A 15,621-nucleotide genomic window follows, 5' to 3' on the forward strand; every position below is an offset into this window, starting at 1 on the left:
AATATTATCATCGATTCCAGTGTTTGCTCCACTGCTAGGGTTCCCTTTTCAGTGATCTTTAAAGCTTGCCGTGCAGATTCCGCACCCGCTTGGGCTTGCTGGGCTGATTGTTGGGAAGCCGCGCCCAACTCATCCATTGTGATTGTAGTTTGATTTACAGAGCTCGATTGCTGTGCGGCTGTGCGTTCCTGTTGTTCAACTGTGGCCGCAATCTCTGTGGAAGAACTAACAATCATATTGACTGACTGATTCATTGTCTTTGCAATGCCTGAAGCAATCCACAGAGCGATCGCAATTGCCGTAAGTGCAGCTAAAGCAGTGCTTAAAATCACGACTGTAGTCAGGAACTGCAAAGCTTGAATTTGCTCTTTTTCTCTGTCAGCCAAAATTTGTTCCTGGGTGCTTTGAAACTCCTTAGCTATAGCATCAACCTGACGAAGCTTTGGTACAATTTGTGTCTTCCACAAGTTAAGTCCATCGTCTCGCTTACCTTGATCAACCAAAGAAAAGGCTTGTCTATAGCCTTGGTCTATCTGATCTTGTAATACATTCATTTCATCTAGCCGCTGGAGCTGCTTCGGGTTTTGAACCCGCTTAAGTAAATCTTGATAGAAGTAGTCAAAGCTGTTTACCTGTTCATTGTATTCAGTTAAAAAATCACTCTCTTGTGCCAAAAAATAGCCGCGAGCCGCTTTCTGCATACCTGAAAATCCCAGCTCAAGATCTTTTAAACCTATAACAATAGCATTAGAATTATTGAGAATTTTTGCTTTTCCTTCTACTTCTTTAGCATTAAAAAAAACCAAAGTAGCTGCTCCAACTGAAAGCAAAATTGGTAGGGAATATCCCCACAGAATACGATCTCTTAATTTGGTGGCTTTGAAGTTAATCATCTTAAATTTTTCCTGTCTTTAAAAAAAACAAATTAATCCCCTTCAAAGCAATGGGAACTGCATATCCGAGTCGCCTCCGGTTTCTCAGCTTTAAGTTGGCAAACATGGCAATATCTCCTGTTGGGTTAGGTAGCGGAATTATCTCATTCTCAACCATTGACTCAGACTCATCAAGAAAAACCTGAAAAACTTAATATAGAGCAAGCTATGCAGGTCAAAGGCTTGAGAATTAAGGGTTGTTTTACCTGCTCCGATTTTGGATAAATCCTGTTTATTCGATTGTAGCGATAAATTCAGGAACGAAACCCAAACATCATCAAATTCTCTCCCCCACTCTTCCTCTCTCTCACTCTTCCTCTTTCCCACTTTTGATTGGGGTTCAAGTCGAGCGCATAAATGTTACAACCTAGTTAAGCAACACAATTTTGAGTTCATGGAAATAGTGGTGACGTTGGTGCTGGGTTCGGTGCTGTTTGTCAGGGGAATGCGGTTCGGGCGGGTGTTAGTTCGATCTGGAGTGACGGCTAATGATTTGTTTAAGGGCAGAAATTCGATCGCCCTGCTGTTTTTGGGTTTTTATATTGCTTTGCTGCTACTGGCTCTAAATATACCTCAAATGCCTGTTTTGCCGATCGAGTGGCGCTTTCACGGGATGCGAGTTACTTGGACTTTGCTCAGAGTGATGCTGATGGGAGTCTGCGGTATTGGGTTTAGTATAAGTTGGTTGACAGCGCGACCCCAAGTAATCGCAGTAATTTTAATTTGCTTGCTGGGATTGGGAGGATTTACAGGCGCTGAAAACTATTTTATGGCGCCAATTTACGCGGATTTAATAGATAATTTGCAGCCCAACGGTGTATTTCGGCAAACATCTAACAGCAGTTGCGCGCCGGCGGCCCTAGCAACAGTGTTAAGGCGTTGGGGAATCGATGCGACGGAATCGAGTGTAGCGCGTTTTGCGCGGACGAGTCGCTTGGGAACTTCGATGCCGCAGTTAATTATAGCAGCAAGAGCTTTGGGCGTAAATGCGATCGAACTGGCGCCGACTTGGGAGCAAATTCAGCAAATTAATCGCCCCGGAGTGCTAGCAGTTTGGCTGTTTGACGGCTCTCGGAAGCTACCGCACGCGGTGGCTTTGCTGGGAATGAATGACAGTATTGCTGCAATTGGAGACCCGGCGCGGGGCAGGATTTTCTATTTAGATAGGGCAACTTTTGCCCAGATTTGGCGGGAGGAATACGTGCCGATTTTTCGTTCTGCGGATATCTGGTTAAGTGACAAACAAGCTATGGACTATTTGAGTAAATTAGGATATAATAGCGGCGATTTAAAAGCAAATATCGAGCGCTTTCAAACTGATAAAAAATTAAAAGTCAGCGGTAAGTTAGACCGGATGACTGAATTAATGTTGAGCGGCAGTTTTTTGCAAGAAGTCCCCAGACTGGATGGGAAATAGTTATGGAAAATCGTCAACCGCAGAGGAACTCTTGACCGACAGGGAAGAGGAATCATGCGGTTTTTTCAAACAATCTTTGAGTCATTCGTTGATAGTGATCGCAAAAATTCGATCGCCGCAGCAGATGATCGACGATCGCACCTTGGTAGTGTGGCTGCATGAAATTACCGTAACCGTAGGCAGTTGCATCTAATTCCTCCTATATTTTTACCGTCGATCGCACCTTGGCTACGCCTCACCGTTTTTGACAATTGGGAACAGTTGAATCGCCCATTTTAGGCTCAGACAGCTTTACTTCCCATCCAGGTAAATTCCACCAATTAACTCGCTGATTCGGCTGAATCCAAAAGTTTAGTTGCGTGATCTTGCCATCCTCAAATCTGAGTGTGGGAAAGGTAGGATAACTGGTATCATCGGTTTCGCGATAAGTGCGTCCAAGGTAATTTAGGCAGGTCGTTAATCCGTCAGTAATTCCCAATTCTTCCACTCCCGTTCCCTTCAATTTGGCATCATCGTAGCTGAAAGAACCGTTGAATGAATTGCCCGCTAAACCGCCTTTGGTAACAGTGATGGTGAAATCGTAGGTTACGGGAACTGCGTAGGCTTGGGTTGCAGTGACAACTGTGCTCAGAATAGTCGTGGCGATGCCCACAGAGAGTTTTGAAATTGCTTGCACACTCGCATCCCGAAACAAAACAACACTATAAATTTCGCTTTCAGTCATCGGGAAACTCCTTAACTACGCTTCTCTCGGAAGTGATTTATCGGATATGATATCATAAGTAATCAGTTAAATGCGATCGCAGCAGAGTGCCAAGCAAACAAAAATTATCGCCTAGGATTGATAATGTATACTTTTTTGGCACTGAAAAACCCAACAGAAAACAAGCGTCTTTAATCGCCCAGAATTAACTGAGTAGATTGAACAATATTCATTCCCGCCGCCGCAAATTTTTGATAAGCTGCATCTGCTTGTTCCGTAAAATCAACAACACCCGGAACAACCACAGGCGAAGTGCAATCTTCCAGCAAATAAACCTTCTTTGCCAAATTCGGATCTCGCGCCAAAATTTCCGTTAACAAATCATCAATTGTCCAAGCAACGCAGTGACTTTTGGCTTGTCCGGCCATAATTACTGCATCAAAATCGAGTAATTTATCAATAAACTTAGCATTCTTTTCCGCAATCGGATTGCCGTCGAATCCATCTAAAACTTCCGGCCGCAAAACCGAATAGTTTTCTGTCAGTGGATTCCCGCCTTTGATTTCAAAAAGTGCTTGGCTGTTGCGGGCTATAGTATGAAAAAATACTGCTTCTTCCACCGCAGAAACCAGGGCGTGTCCGATGCCACCCAGCATCGAGTGATAGGGCCAAATTGTCAGGGGATATTTCCCATCGTCGCTGAGTTTTTTGACGTAGTGGCCAGCCTGTTTTTCCAGTGCTGAGAAATTAGCCCCGCTGATGCTGTGGGCGATGGCGGGATTGACTTTCCAAATGCCTTTTTGGACATCTTCGAGTGTAATAGAAGTGGCGGCTGGTAGGGGGTGCTCGCCTGCTTCGTCGATCCAAAAGATTGGATGAAAAATTTGCAGGGCGGTGTGGGTGTCCATTGTCGGCGCAATGGTTGTAATTGCATTTAAATTGCGGTAAATAAATTCGCACAGCCGCAGGTTGTCATCAACTGCGCCGCTACCGGAACGCCCGCCAACAAATAGTTCAAATTCGGGCAAACAAAAGGTATTTTGGGCATCAATTATCAGCAAACAAATGCGGTTTTTGTCGCTGGATGCTGGCTGAATGCTGTGCTGACTTGCCCAATCTTTCGCTTGGGCGGCTCGTTCTCGGTAGGGGACTCGCCAGACTTCGCCTACTTTTTTGGGGTCAAAATGTTCGGGAATTGGAAGTTGGGCTTTTGGTGTCATGACAATCGCTTTTAGGCTAGTTTACAGTAATAATTTAAGTTTGGAGTATAATGCTGATAAATCTTTGCGGGTGAATCATGGCAAAAGAACGAATCCAAGATTATGCTAGGGTAAAATTTAAACGCATAGTGTTGTTTTTTTCGATCGCAATTTGGCTGGCTCTCTTGATTGTAGCAACTAGATCTGCCTACGTTCAAGATGTTTTGAGAACTCTGTTAATGCGGATCGAGGAGTTAGGGTGGTGGGGGCCGGTGGCTTTTGTAGCTACTTATAACTTGGCTACTGTGCTGTTTTTACCGGGTTCGGTACTGACGCTGGGAGGGGGGGCGATTTTTGGTTTGTGGTGGGGTTCAGTTTACGTATTTGCGGCGTCCATTTTAGGTGCTGTATTTGCTTTTGCGATCGGGCGGTATTTGTGCCGCGATCCCGTGGTAAAATATATGGAATCTCACCCCAAGTTTAAAGCTCTCGATCGCGCAGTTTCCCAACAAGGATTAAAAATAGTTTTTTTAACTCGTCTTTGTCCTTTATTTCCTTTCAATTTATTGAATTACGCTTTGGGAATTACTCAGGTTTCTTTGAAAGATTACGTGCTGGGTTCCTTTGGCATGATACCGGGTACAATTATGTACGTTTACTCCGGTTCTTTGGTGGGGAATATTGCGGCGATAGGCGCGATATGTCAGCCAACAAATCCCCAAACAGAAGCAGCAAAATGGTCGCTCAATATCCTGGGTTTTCTGGCTACTGTTGCTGTAACTTTTTTTCTCACTAGGATAGCCAGCAAAGCTTTGGAAGAAAGTATTTAATTAGGAGGATTTGCGAATGCCGGAGTCAAAAGTCGATCGCGTAACTGTCCCCCCGATGGACGAACACAACCAGAAATTAGTCTCCTATTTGCATCCGCCAGATTGGGTAAATCCGCAGCCCGCTAGCAGTTATAATTTAGTAGTAATTGGTGCTGGCCCCGCCGGGTTAATTGTGGCTGCCGGTGCCGCAGGTTTGGGCGCGAAAGTTGCTTTGATTGAAAAACATTTAATGGGCGGCGACTGTTTGAATGTCGGTTGCGTGCCTTCAAAATCTTTAATTCGATCGTCTCGCACTGTCGGCGATATCTGGGAAGCAAATAAATTTGGTGTTAATGTTTCTGACAGTGTTGAAGTGGATTTTGCCGCTGTGATGGAACGGCTGCGCCGCATCAGGGCGGGAATCAGCGATGTTGATTCTGTTGAACGCTACCAGTACAAATTAGGAGTTGATGTTTTTTTAGGTTCGGGTCGTTTTACTAGCAATAATACAGTAGAAGTTGCAGGTCAAACTCTCCGCTTTAAAAAAGCAGTAATTGCCACAGGGGCAAGGGCGCTACAACCGCAAATTCCCGGCTTGCAGGAAACTGGATATCTGACAAATGAAACTGTCTTTAACCTGACAGAAAGACCTCAACGTTTGGCCGTAATTGGCGCAGGGCCGATCGGCTGCGAATTGGCTCAAGCATTCCGGCGGCTGGGCTCGGAAGTCGTATTGCTGCACAAAAATGCTCAGATTTTAGACAAAGAAGATGCGGATGCTGCTAAAATCGTGCAGCAGGCTTTTGTACGCGAAGAAATTCAACTAATACTAGAATCCACAGTAGAGCGCGTTGAGAAAACAAATGCAGGCAAAGTAATTTATTATAAATCTCAAGGTAAGGAAGCATCGGTAACAGTAGATGAAATTATTGTGAGTACAGGGCGATCGCCCAACGTGGAAGGATTAAATCTGGAGGCGATCGGCGTCGAATACGATACACAAACAGGCGTATTTGTCAACGACAAGTTGCAAACTACTAATCCCCGCATTTATGCCGCCGGCGATATTTGCATGAAACATAAATTTACTCACGCTGCTGATTTTGCCGCGAGAATGGTGATTCAAAACACTCTATTTTTCGGACGCAAAAAGCTCAGCGCTTTGACGATACCTTGGTGTACTTACACAAACCCGGAAATTGCGCGCGTCGGAATTGGGGAACACGAGGCTAAGGAAAAAGGCATTGATATCGATACATTTTTGATTCCTTTCAGTCAAGTCGATCGGGCAATTATTGACGGCGAAGAGGAAGGATTTGTAAAAATTCACGTCAAGAAAGGCAGCGATAAAATATTAGGTGCAACTATTGTTGCGCGACACGCTGGGGATATGATTAGCGAAATTACTTTAGCAATGGTTAACAATATTGGTTTAGGAAAAATTGCTAGCACAATTCACCCGTATCCGACACAAGCTGATGCAATTCGGAAAGCAGGAGATGCTTACAATCGCACTCGTTTGACGCCGTTTGTGAAAAATTTGTTTAACCGCTGGCTGGCTTGGACGCGATAAGTAAATAATTGTGGAACAGGCATCTTGCCTGTTCATTATCGGCTTTTATGGGCGGCGTCGAAGCCCACCACAAAATAAAATTCACTCTCTGTGGAACAGGCATCTTGCCTGTTCATAAAAAAGCTGCAAAATTAGGTGTGTTTTTATCCTTCTGCTTCTGTTTCTGTTTCCAATCCAACACCTTCATACAAAAGTGCGATCGGCAAATCAAACCCAATACTTGATAAAGTTACAATCTCTCCAGCAGTGTAAGAATAGTAAAGCCACATTCTCCCCTCTCCCCGACAGTAACGCTCAACAAAAATCTTTTGCGAATCAATTAAGATATACTCTTGCAAAGTCGGAATTTTCAGGTAACAAGTAAATTTTTCATCCCTATCTTTAGCACTTGTACTGGGTGAAAGAACTTCGACAATTATTTTAGGATTCTGAATGAATGTGCGGGAATTGAGGTCTTGAGGGTCGCAACTGACGATCACATCGGGGTAGTAGTAACGGCTTTGAGAACTGACTTGCAATTTCACATCTGACACGTTGATTCGACAGCCTCTGGAACGCAGATGTGGGCGCAATGCAGTGTAAAAGTTAAGTGCAAGATCGTTATGAGGAATTGTACTGCCCGTCATGGCAAAAACTTCGCCGTTGACATATTCGTGGCGAATCTCTTGTTGAGCTTCCCATTCGAGATATTCCTCAACGGTCATTTTTTGGGGCGCTTCGGGAATGGCTATCATAACAAAATATGTTTGCAATGTTACTTTGATTCTAGCATTAGGGGTAGGACAATGGTTGGAAGTTGCGATCGCCCGCGCAAACAAACCCTGCCTTAAAAATCCCCTTCATCTACTTGGAATACCGTCAATCCGAACGACCGCCACATATCAACAACTTGTTGGCGATCGTCCAACACAAACTTAACATTATATTTCCCTTCAATATGTCGCCGATAGAACTCCTCTTTAATAATCGAATCCTTCCTCATATCTCCGGTTTTCCGCATATAAAGACTGGCATAATTAACCTCGTACTGCTGCAACCATTTTTCAGTTTGAGGCTGACAATCATCCGTCCGGCCCGACACTACAATGATATTAACGCTGGACTGCCACTTGCGAACGGTATCTAAGACGGGCTGATTGGGCAAATCGCGATCGCACGTCGAAGCATCAAAAGGATTTCTGCCATTGAGAAGTGCCAGCGTGCCGTCCATATCAACAATAATTGCATCCGGCAAATCCGGGTTATATTCCGGCGGCGCAACGGGAACACGCACGTACTTATTGTACATCTTCATAATTACATCTTTGCCCACCGAATTAAGTCTTTTTAAATCCCGTTTAATACATTCCTCTACCGGAACTTGGAGAAAAGAATCATTAACTTCCACAACAGCTTTACCTTTAACTAACTCCTTGATATGCTCGATGTGAGGACCAAAATTAGTATCATCAACAATGACGTGTTTGCCACTTTCCAAAGCCATCAAAATAATCGTATCTCTCAACTTCACAATAAACTTTTCATTCGCCGGCGACCAATGAGAAGCGTGAGCCATTTCTCTGAGCAAATCTTTATTGCTACGCACCCACTTTGCAGGTTCCGACAGCAGTAATTCCCTAGCAAATTGAGATTTTCCCGAAGCAGGTAAACCAACAAGTACAATAACTCTTTTCATGGTAAGTAGAAGGAAAAAGGAAGTTCGGCAACGGATTCTGTAACGGATGTAACGGATTTCAGGAAGAAGGAAGAATGCTCATACAGCAAGCTTTTTACCCATCTGTATCTTAGGTTTAATTAGGTGCATTTACTTCTTTATTCGGTCACATAAATATAATGTTAATCTTCGTTCGTAGTGAGGATTTTAGTCCTCATTCAAGAAACGACTGCAGTCGTTACTACAATCCTAGATGGATGTAATCTAACCCCAATAGCTCCTCTATTTTATGGATCGTAACATCACGGAGAGCTTCTTTCACTCCCGCAACTCTTCGGGCCCGCAAAGAAAACAAAATCCCGGAATACGGCAAATGTTTCACAGCTAATGCAAAATCTTTCTGAACTTCGATATGTTCGTGCTGTCGGTAAGCTTCCTCGATTTCTTCAACCAAAGATTGATATTTGTCCTTAACTTTTTGATACAACTCACTCCACTCAGGAAAATAAGCTAAAAACTCTTCTCCTTCATTAGTTAAAACAATTTCTATCAGGCGGCGAGTCGAAAACCCTTCGCGCAGATGGGAAATCGCCACATACTGCGGAGACTTAACTTTAACTCTGTTGAAGTTAGCATCGCAGATAATATACCCTTCCGAATCCATCGGATCTAAATATTGAGCCGCTTCGATAACTTCTTTCCAGCTAGTTAAAGGATAGGATGCGACCAATTCCCAGCCATATTTATTGGCCCAAAGACTCGGGTCTGTTTCTACCAGCGTTTGAGTGTTGCGAACCCCGTGCAGCACGATTTGATTGTTTTGTTGCTGGACAACTATTCTATTGTAAGGCGTCATTAACTCAAAGATAAAACACTGGTCGGTTTCTTGTGGCAATTGATATCCCAATTCTTCCCAGACTTTCCAAAAAAGTTCCGCAAAGCTGAACCCAAAACCATTAACTTCGCCGGCGGCGTCGGGAGTGCCGCTAGATTGCACTCTCCATTCTCCTTTGTAAAAATACAGTACAGTCAGAGAACCGTCTAGTTTTTCATAAACTTTGGCATTTCTCCAATCAATTGCAGCGGCGTGAATTTCTCCGTAATTAAAAAATTTGTTGTAGGGATAAGAAACTATCTGCCAATCTTGAGATGAATCTAAAATAATGCCTCGGCACTGCTGGACTATCTTTTCGCCCAGGGGAGATTCTATCTGCGAGTATTTCAGACAGACTAAATCGGGATATTGGCGGTGGCGGGTAACTTTGATATGATAAGTTTCGGACAAAGTTTCCAATCCGTGCTGGCGCAAATACTCTTGCAGTTCCACGATCGACTCCTAAATTGCTCGCCTTCTCTATATTATAGATGACTTCATCTTCTGGCAACCTTGTCAAGATAGTCAAAAAACATTTTTCCCGGAAAAGCAAGTGTTAATTTGGTATTTTGAATTATGGTTGTACATAAGTGAATGCGGTTCGCCGCCCAACTAAACTATTGGAATATTAAGGAAAAAGACCGTGAAGAATAAATTATTACTTTTGGCTACTTCTGCTTGTGTATTGACGGCTTTAGTACCTCCCTCGGTTGTTTTTGGATCTTCGCAATTGTCGCAGCGACAATCGGGAACAACACAAATTGCTCAAGGAGGCACTGCGTTTCCGGCAAATGAAATTTTGCGAAAGTTAAAAGGCAAAACGCAAGTGCCTATTTTTATTCCCAGCAGGATTCCGGTTTCGCAAAAAATGTACTATCCAACTACAGCACAAGCAAACAGCTATAGTATTTCAATCGAGTATAAACCCGATTGCGGCGGTACGACTGTTTGCACTTTTGGGTCAATTCAAGGTCAAAAAGGCGGGGAGTTTACTACAAAACTAGAAGGGGTAACTAAGACGTTAAAAAATGTCAAGCTTGCGGGCGGAGTGAAAGGAGTTTTTCATAACGGTTGCGGGGCTTACTGCACAGCAACTCTTCAGTGGAAAACTCAGGGTTTTATGTATACCGTCGCCATTAAGAACGGACGAGAATCTGATTTAATTTTAATAGGAAATTCTGCTATTCAAGCTGGGAAGCGTTAAGTTTAGCAGTCGGGGAGGCACAACTTCTATATGTAGGGTGCGTAAGGGCGCACCTTACCGTTATTGTATGATATATCTTAACTCGCACTCGCCCCTTACAAGATGCTATTGTTTTTTTTGCGCTGACCTACTTAGGGGGAAATCAGGATGAGGGGAAGATGGCTATTTGCGGCGATTTTTGCTTGTGTGGTGACTGCTTTTACGATAGCACCTTTGACACCAAACTCAGCGTTAGCAAGGACTGAACTCCCTATTACAGAAATCCGCTGGTTTAATTATTCCCCTGAAGATAGCTGGCAACCGATACAATTTATTGTGCCAGATCGCAACACTGCAAAATCTGCCGGCAGCCGCAAGTTGCGGTTGTACGATGTTCATATTGCCAAGATGTTTGAGATTTCTCATTTTCTGTGCGATCGCGATCGTGCTTCTGAGGGTTACAATTGGTCTTATCAAGCGGAAAATGGCAGTATTGAGATGGGACGCTTCAAAATTAGCTGCAGTCTCGCCCGTTCCATAGCAACAGCTTACGGCTTAGGAAAACCCGAAATTACCGTGATTCGCCGCAACTTCAACCTGACAAACGGTCGGCCTTCTTTTGCGCTAGAAAAATACTCAATTCCCACTTTTAACATTGCTAAAAATAGAGTTGTGCAGTGGAGGACTTTTGTGCAAAAGTTGCCCCCAATCTCCGATCACTCAGGTGCAAACCAAGCTAACAGTCGTTTTCCTGCGAGTAACATCTTTAGACAAATCAAAGGCAAAACGCGAGTGCCTGTTTTTCTTCCGAGTAGACTTCCTTTATCTGACATTCAGCAACTTGATTTTGATGTGCAAGCAGGTTCCCACGGTTACATTGTGGGAATGTATTTAGGCAAAGGATGCCGCGCGGGAGCCTGTTATTTCGGCACAATCGAAGCTAAAAGAAATGAACCGTTTTCGCCTCCTTCGCGATTGCCGCAGGATACTTACAGAAGCGTTGAATTGGCGGGCGGGTTCAGGGGGATTTATTTCAATAATTGCGGTGCTTACTGCACTGCTTTTGTTGAGTGGCAAAGGCTGGGGGTGCTGTACCGAGTCACAAGGAAAAACGCACGGCAGCAAGAAGTTGTCCAGATAGCAAATTCTGCACTTCAAGCAGGGCAACGGTAAATTTTGGTGAGAAATGGAAAAGGTACGCGCCAGCGAAGCTATCCCGAACGCGCCTGCGTTCCCACAGGGTAGGGAATCGACCTTTTTCACTTCTCATAAACTTTATTCTGGACAAACTGAATGGTCGCGGTCAAACCCAATGATGTAGTAAACAGACTGAACGCGAAACCCAAATATCCGTTTTTTCTCATCAATTCGCATTTCGGATAACCTCTCATCTTCAGGAATATTGTCCGGCAAAGTCGGATGAATGTTAATCAACTTATAACCAGTTCCCACTGATTCACCTCGTTTTTTTGAGCCGTGACCTTTGATTTGACCCCAAGTATATTTCTCAATTTTATTTAGTCCTTCAATTAGGTCATTGATTTCTGATGATGTCCAGTCAGACAAAAGCCAACGATTTTTATCTGCATAGGTAAATCTGAAGCTAGGATGCTCATCATCTGTACTGCTTGGTCGATTTAACTGAGTTGCCTGCTCTGGAATTCTACTTTGTTGCTTTTTTTGAGATGGCTTTGGTATGTGACTTTTTTTTCCCACCTACGCCTCCACCAAAGGTGCATAGCAGGATTTCATATTCTCGCGGGAGATGATTTTAGTTGATGTTTCCGCAGGTTCTAATCCCTTGCGGGCGTTGAGCCAAGGTGTCTCTGATTGCGTCAATTCTGCAAGATGTTTAGCACTTAATTCTCCATAAGCATTCCAAACTTCTTCGAGAACCTCGATTTCATCTTCCTCAAATTCTTCTTCAAAATTATCGGGAGCTGGAATATCGCTATATTTGTAAGCTTTGTACTCATCCCAAACATCGCGGACAACTGGGCCGGAAACCCAAGCTTCAATATCTTGATGAAATAGTGGCTGGTTTCTAAAGACTAAACTCCAAGCTTGTGCATAATACACGAGCTTTTGCAGTTTCAGCCCAGAAATGGTATCGCCTGCTTCTCGCTCGACACGGCCTAAAAAGTAACGAGCTACATCAAGAGCACTTTTCATAGTTTTAGGATTTGAGTAATTTGACAAATTCACTTTTGATGCTAAGCTATTTGGTGGCTTTAGAAGTACGATCGCAATTACGATCGCCCTTTTCCCCTCGCCACTACATTTCTCTCTCCAAATCTCGCAACCTTTGAGCTAATTCTTTCTCGCTGCAGCTAAGCTAACTCCTCATGTCAACCAGGTTCATCCGGCTCGACCCTAGGTAAATCTTACATCGCCGGCAGCCTTTGCTTCGGAATGTCGATCGCCCCCGTGCAAGCGACGCCCAATGCTGGATGGGAAACATCATCAAGGCTTACGGCTACTGGCGGTCATGCGATTTTAGATTTTAGATTGGCAATGGCCTATTATGTAAAGGTTTGGAGCTTGCCTACCGTTGCATCCTTTTTTCACACAGGCGGTCAAAACCTGGTATTTCTATTTTATCGCCCGAATTATCCCAACCAGCAATTAAAGTCCCCACCTGCGGTACGCTAGATCAGGTGAATATATTGGCTGATTTCAAGCTATCCTCCGATCGATCTTATGTCCCCAACCACATCTGCCCCTTCCCGAACCGTTCGCATCGGTTCCCGCAAAAGCCAACTCGCTCTCGTGCAAACCCACTGGGTGCAAGAACAGCTACAGAAACACTTCCCGGAACACACTTTTGAAGTCCACACCATGTCAACCCAAGGGGACATAATTCTTGATGTCGCCCTCGCTAAAATTGGCGATAAAGGACTTTTCACTAAAGAATTAGAAACGGGGATGATTAACAATGAAACGGACTTTGCCGTTCATTCCCTCAAAGATTTGCCTACCAATTTGCCCGAAGGTTTAATTTTAGGATGCGTCACCGAACGGGAAAATCCCGCTGACGCCCTGGTAGTTCACTCCAAGCACAAAGACAAGCAACTCGACACTCTCCCAGAAGGTTCCGTAATCGGCACTTCTTCCCTGCGGCGGCTGGCTCAACTTCGGCATCATTTCCCTCATTTTGAATTTAAAGATATTCGCGGCAATCTCAATACTAGACTCGCTAAATTAGATGAGGGCGGTTACGACGCGATTATTTTAGCAGTTGCCGGCCTCGAAAGATTGGGAATGGGCGATCGCATCCACCAAATTATCCCTGCTGATATCTCCCTTCACGCCGTCGGACAAGGTGCTTTGGGCATCGAATGCCGCGCTGGAGATACAGAAATCATGGCCCTGATTAAAGCTCTCGAACACTCGGAAACGGCCCAAAGATGTTATGCAGAACGCGCATTTCTGCGGGAATTAGAAGGTGGCTGTCAAGTGCCGATCGGCGTCAATACCAAAATAGAAAACGGTCAATTAACCTTAACCGGAATGGTATCGAGTCTCGACGGCCAGCGATTCGTCAAAGATAGCGTTTCCGGCGCCGCCGAGACTGCTGAAATGATCGGAATTGACCTCGCTCACCGCTTGCGCAAACAGGGAGCTAGTGAAATTTTGGAGGAAATATTTGTCCAAGTTCAGCGCGGTTCCTAAAGGCGATCGGCATCTCTTTGTCAAGGCTTTTAGACGCGATATATCGCCTTTGGTAAAATAAAAATAACAGGCGGTTTGCTTTGGCAAAACAGGTAGAGTAGCAGTCTGATTGTAGATTTTTGATGGGATTTTAAGTAGGACTTGCGCGATAGATTTCAAAAATATCTGACTAATTTAGGACGCTCCGCACGGGTGTTAAGCAACCCGGTTTCTGATGTAAGTCTCGCTGTATAGCCCAAGATTTATGGTAAAAACCGGTTTTTTTTCGTAAGTCTTATAATTCTTAACCTACCCATCCACAATCTACAATCAAACACCCAAAATTAATCAGCAATTTATTTCAGGTAAAAGCCCAATATGAGCGCTAGAGAAATTCAATTAAAGCTGGAATTGAACAAGGTTCAGCAACTGTATAGCAAAATGCAGACCGACCAACAAGCTTTGCAGAAGCAATTGAAAGAGTTCAAAACTCAACCAGGAAATTTGTCGGAAGTAGTCGAGCAAGTCTTGCCGTCGGTAGTGTCAATTTACGTCATGGATTGGGATACAGAAGAAGAGATTTCTTCTGGAAGCGGGTTCTTTGTATCGCCGGACATAATTGTCACGAACTATCACGTTATAGAAGATATTGCGGATCAAGATTACTTCTATGAAGAAGATGAAATCGAACAGGTTTTAGTCGAAACTCACGACGGAAAATTGAGATTGGCCGAGGTGGTGTTTACTGGTAATGCTGAAGAAGATTTAGCATTACTCTTAATTAGCGATTTTACCTTCGACCCGAACACAGGGGAACAAGTGGACTCTCCCCAAGAATATCCTCCCCTAGAGTTGTCTTTTGATGTGAAAGTGGGAGATAGAGTAATTGCCGTCGGCAATCCTTTGGGGCAGTTTGCTTCAACTGTAACTCAAGGTATTGTGAGTGCAATTCGCGAACCCGAGGAATATGAAGAAGGTGATGACGACGAAGATGATGTGGGTGAGGTGAAGGTGTTGCAAACTGATGCGGCGATTAATCCTGGAAATTCCGGCGGCCCACTGATTAATATGGCCGGTCAAGTGGTTGGGGTGAACACGTGGGGATGGGAAGATGCTGATAATATTAATTTGGCGATCGCCTCTGAAGCTTTGGATGATTTTCTAGCGGGATTTGAGGAGACTTTTGAGGAAAATTCTCAGAATTAGTCGGGAGTTTATGTAATATGTCATTCGGGCGATCGCCCTTTTTATGAGAGGGGATGGAAAAGGCGATCGCTATTTCCTTAATTACATACTGAATTACATTACTGATGCCTTTGCCTTCAGTTTTACTAATGCGTAAAAAATCTCAAACAGCATACCATTTTTTATGTTTACCGTTATTCAGAAAGTGACATATAAATTTGATTAGAACGTGAAAATTGTCGCGGGAGGGGAGTCCCGGCGATCGCTATTTTTTTCACCGCACAGCGACGCAGATGGAAAAAGGGCGATCGCCTTCTTGAGTAAACTGCGATCGCTACAGCAACTGAGATTTATACTTGTTTTTGGCAGGCGCGTTAATATTGTGCCGCTCGCCCTTTAAACTTAATCTAGACTAACAATCTCAAGGAACACAAAAAAATA

At 44.0% G+C, this 15,621-nt stretch carries 18 protein-coding genes; 10 read left to right on the top strand and 8 right to left on the bottom strand.

All coding sequences use genetic code 11. From position 1 onward, the window contains the following. Positions 1 to 893, bottom strand: an 893-nt coding sequence (locus tag QUB25_RS26740; protein WP_333188044.1) for a CHASE3 domain-containing protein, incomplete at its 3' end; no start/stop codon positions are given. A 433-nt stretch (positions 894 to 1,326) separates the two neighbouring features. On the opposite strand from QUB25_RS26740, the gene QUB25_RS26745 reads away from it, so the two are divergent. Continuing rightward, positions 1,327 to 2,349 carry a cysteine peptidase family C39 domain-containing protein gene (locus QUB25_RS26745; protein WP_333188046.1) on the top strand — a complete coding sequence of 341 codons (1,023 nt, stop codon included), beginning with the start codon at positions 1,327 to 1,329 and terminating at the stop codon, positions 2,347 to 2,349. After that, positions 2,339 to 2,542 (top strand): hypothetical protein, encoded by a 204-nt coding sequence (locus QUB25_RS26750; RefSeq protein ID WP_333188049.1) that lies wholly within the window; start codon positions 2,339 to 2,341, stop codon positions 2,540 to 2,542. Before QUB25_RS26745 ends, QUB25_RS26750 begins: the two co-directional genes overlap by 11 nt. A gap of 42 nt (positions 2,543 to 2,584) precedes the next feature. On the opposite strand, the gene QUB25_RS26755 is transcribed toward QUB25_RS26750, so the two are convergent. Together QUB25_RS26755 and QUB25_RS26760 are read right to left on the bottom strand one after the other, a co-directional pair. Then, complete coding sequence (locus tag QUB25_RS26755) at positions 2,585 to 3,073, bottom strand: hypothetical protein (protein WP_333062659.1); 489 nt, start codon at positions 3,071 to 3,073, stop codon at positions 2,585 to 2,587. 170 nt (positions 3,074 to 3,243) lie between these two features. Then, positions 3,244 to 4,272, bottom strand: a complete 1,029-nt coding sequence (locus tag QUB25_RS26760; RefSeq protein WP_333188052.1) for an isochorismatase — start codon at positions 4,270 to 4,272, stop codon at positions 3,244 to 3,246. A gap of 77 nt (positions 4,273 to 4,349) precedes the next feature. Between QUB25_RS26760 and QUB25_RS26765 the strand changes: the two genes are divergently transcribed. Beyond that, positions 4,350 to 5,081, top strand: a complete 732-nt coding sequence (locus QUB25_RS26765; protein WP_333188054.1) for a TVP38/TMEM64 family protein — start codon at positions 4,350 to 4,352, stop codon at positions 5,079 to 5,081. Positions 5,082 to 5,097: 16 nt separating this feature from the next. Continuing rightward, complete coding sequence (locus tag QUB25_RS26770; protein ID WP_333188056.1) at positions 5,098 to 6,633, top strand: mercuric reductase; 1,536 nt, start codon at positions 5,098 to 5,100, stop codon at positions 6,631 to 6,633. Between the two features lie 143 nt (positions 6,634 to 6,776). Here the strand turns inward: QUB25_RS26770 and QUB25_RS26775 are convergent, their stop codons facing one another. The 3 genes from QUB25_RS26775 to QUB25_RS26785 form a co-directional block, all read right to left on the bottom strand. After that, positions 6,777 to 7,367, bottom strand: coding sequence for a Uma2 family endonuclease (locus tag QUB25_RS26775; protein ID WP_333188059.1), 591 nt, complete (start codon positions 7,365 to 7,367; stop codon positions 6,777 to 6,779). Positions 7,368 to 7,459: 92 nt separating this feature from the next. Further along, a complete protein-coding gene (locus QUB25_RS26780; RefSeq protein WP_333188062.1) occupies positions 7,460 to 8,308 on the bottom strand; it encodes a phosphatase domain-containing protein in 849 nt (282 codons plus the stop codon). A gap of 220 nt (positions 8,309 to 8,528) precedes the next feature. After that, complete coding sequence (locus QUB25_RS26785) at positions 8,529 to 9,614, bottom strand: RNA ligase (RefSeq protein WP_333188063.1); 1,086 nt, start codon at positions 9,612 to 9,614, stop codon at positions 8,529 to 8,531. 190 nt (positions 9,615 to 9,804) lie between these two features. On the opposite strand from QUB25_RS26785, the gene QUB25_RS26790 reads away from it, so the two are divergent. Beyond that, a complete protein-coding gene (locus QUB25_RS26790; RefSeq protein WP_333188066.1) occupies positions 9,805 to 10,365 on the top strand; it encodes a hypothetical protein in 561 nt (186 codons plus the stop codon). Positions 10,366 to 10,512: 147 nt separating this feature from the next. Then, positions 10,513 to 11,517: a hypothetical protein gene (locus QUB25_RS26795; RefSeq protein ID WP_333188068.1), complete on the top strand. Its 1,005-nt coding sequence runs from the start codon at positions 10,513 to 10,515 to the stop codon at positions 11,515 to 11,517. Between the two features lie 102 nt (positions 11,518 to 11,619). Here the strand turns inward: QUB25_RS26795 and QUB25_RS26800 are convergent, their stop codons facing one another. After that, positions 11,620 to 12,060, bottom strand: a complete 441-nt coding sequence (locus QUB25_RS26800; protein WP_333188070.1) for a hypothetical protein — start codon at positions 12,058 to 12,060, stop codon at positions 11,620 to 11,622. Continuing rightward, a complete protein-coding gene (locus QUB25_RS26805; RefSeq protein WP_333188073.1) occupies positions 12,061 to 12,516 on the bottom strand; it encodes a type II toxin-antitoxin system antitoxin SocA domain-containing protein in 456 nt (151 codons plus the stop codon). Between the two features lie 240 nt (positions 12,517 to 12,756). Here QUB25_RS26805 and QUB25_RS26810 point away from each other — a divergent pair, with 240 nt between their 5' ends. The 4 genes from QUB25_RS26810 (at position 12,757) to QUB25_RS26825 (ending at position 15,580) form a co-directional block, all read left to right on the top strand. Next, positions 12,757 to 12,996, top strand: a complete 240-nt coding sequence (locus QUB25_RS26810) for a hypothetical protein (RefSeq protein WP_333188075.1) — start codon at positions 12,757 to 12,759, stop codon at positions 12,994 to 12,996. Positions 12,997 to 13,044: 48 nt separating this feature from the next. After that, on the top strand, positions 13,045 to 14,016 hold the full coding sequence (hemC, locus tag QUB25_RS26815) for a hydroxymethylbilane synthase (RefSeq protein ID WP_333188076.1): 972 nt from the start codon (positions 13,045 to 13,047) through the stop codon (positions 14,014 to 14,016). Between the two features lie 357 nt (positions 14,017 to 14,373). Further along, positions 14,374 to 15,201, top strand: a complete 828-nt coding sequence (locus QUB25_RS26820; RefSeq protein WP_333188078.1) for a trypsin-like peptidase domain-containing protein — start codon at positions 14,374 to 14,376, stop codon at positions 15,199 to 15,201. A gap of 208 nt (positions 15,202 to 15,409) precedes the next feature. Beyond that, positions 15,410 to 15,580: a hypothetical protein gene (locus QUB25_RS26825; protein WP_333038722.1), complete on the top strand. Its 171-nt coding sequence runs from the start codon at positions 15,410 to 15,412 to the stop codon at positions 15,578 to 15,580. Positions 15,581 to 15,621: the final 41 nt, after the last annotated feature.

Origin of the sequence: Microcoleus sp. B3-D7, from assembly GCF_036705305.1 — a bacterium.
Classification (GTDB): Bacteria; Cyanobacteriota; Cyanobacteriia; order Cyanobacteriales; family Microcoleaceae; genus Microcoleus.

Excerpts from the sequence above, each read along its gene's own strand:
- hemC (WP_333188076.1), top strand. The coding sequence starts at position 13,045 with ATGTCCCCAACCACATCTGCCCCTTCCCGAACCGTTCGCATCGGTTCC.
- QUB25_RS26755 (WP_333062659.1), bottom strand. The coding sequence starts at position 3,073 with ATGACTGAAAGCGAAATTTATAGTGTTGTTTTGTTTCGGGATGCGAGT.
- QUB25_RS26750 (WP_333188049.1), top strand. The coding sequence starts at position 2,339 with ATGGGAAATAGTTATGGAAAATCGTCAACCGCAGAGGAACTCTTGACC.
- QUB25_RS26805 (WP_333188073.1), bottom strand. The coding sequence starts at position 12,516 with ATGAAAAGTGCTCTTGATGTAGCTCGTTACTTTTTAGGCCGTGTCGAG.
- QUB25_RS26745 (WP_333188046.1), top strand. The coding sequence starts at position 1,327 with ATGGAAATAGTGGTGACGTTGGTGCTGGGTTCGGTGCTGTTTGTCAGG.
- QUB25_RS26780 (WP_333188062.1), bottom strand. The coding sequence starts at position 8,308 with ATGAAAAGAGTTATTGTACTTGTTGGTTTACCTGCTTCGGGAAAATCT.
- QUB25_RS26795 (WP_333188068.1), top strand. The coding sequence starts at position 10,513 with ATGAGGGGAAGATGGCTATTTGCGGCGATTTTTGCTTGTGTGGTGACT.
- QUB25_RS26810 (WP_333188075.1), top strand. The coding sequence starts at position 12,757 with ATGTCGATCGCCCCCGTGCAAGCGACGCCCAATGCTGGATGGGAAACA.
- QUB25_RS26775 (WP_333188059.1), bottom strand. The coding sequence starts at position 7,367 with ATGATAGCCATTCCCGAAGCGCCCCAAAAAATGACCGTTGAGGAATAT.
- QUB25_RS26765 (WP_333188054.1), top strand. The coding sequence starts at position 4,350 with ATGGCAAAAGAACGAATCCAAGATTATGCTAGGGTAAAATTTAAACGC.
- QUB25_RS26760 (WP_333188052.1), bottom strand. The coding sequence starts at position 4,272 with ATGACACCAAAAGCCCAACTTCCAATTCCCGAACATTTTGACCCCAAA.
- QUB25_RS26820 (WP_333188078.1), top strand. The coding sequence starts at position 14,374 with ATGAGCGCTAGAGAAATTCAATTAAAGCTGGAATTGAACAAGGTTCAG.
- QUB25_RS26770 (WP_333188056.1), top strand. The coding sequence starts at position 5,098 with ATGCCGGAGTCAAAAGTCGATCGCGTAACTGTCCCCCCGATGGACGAA.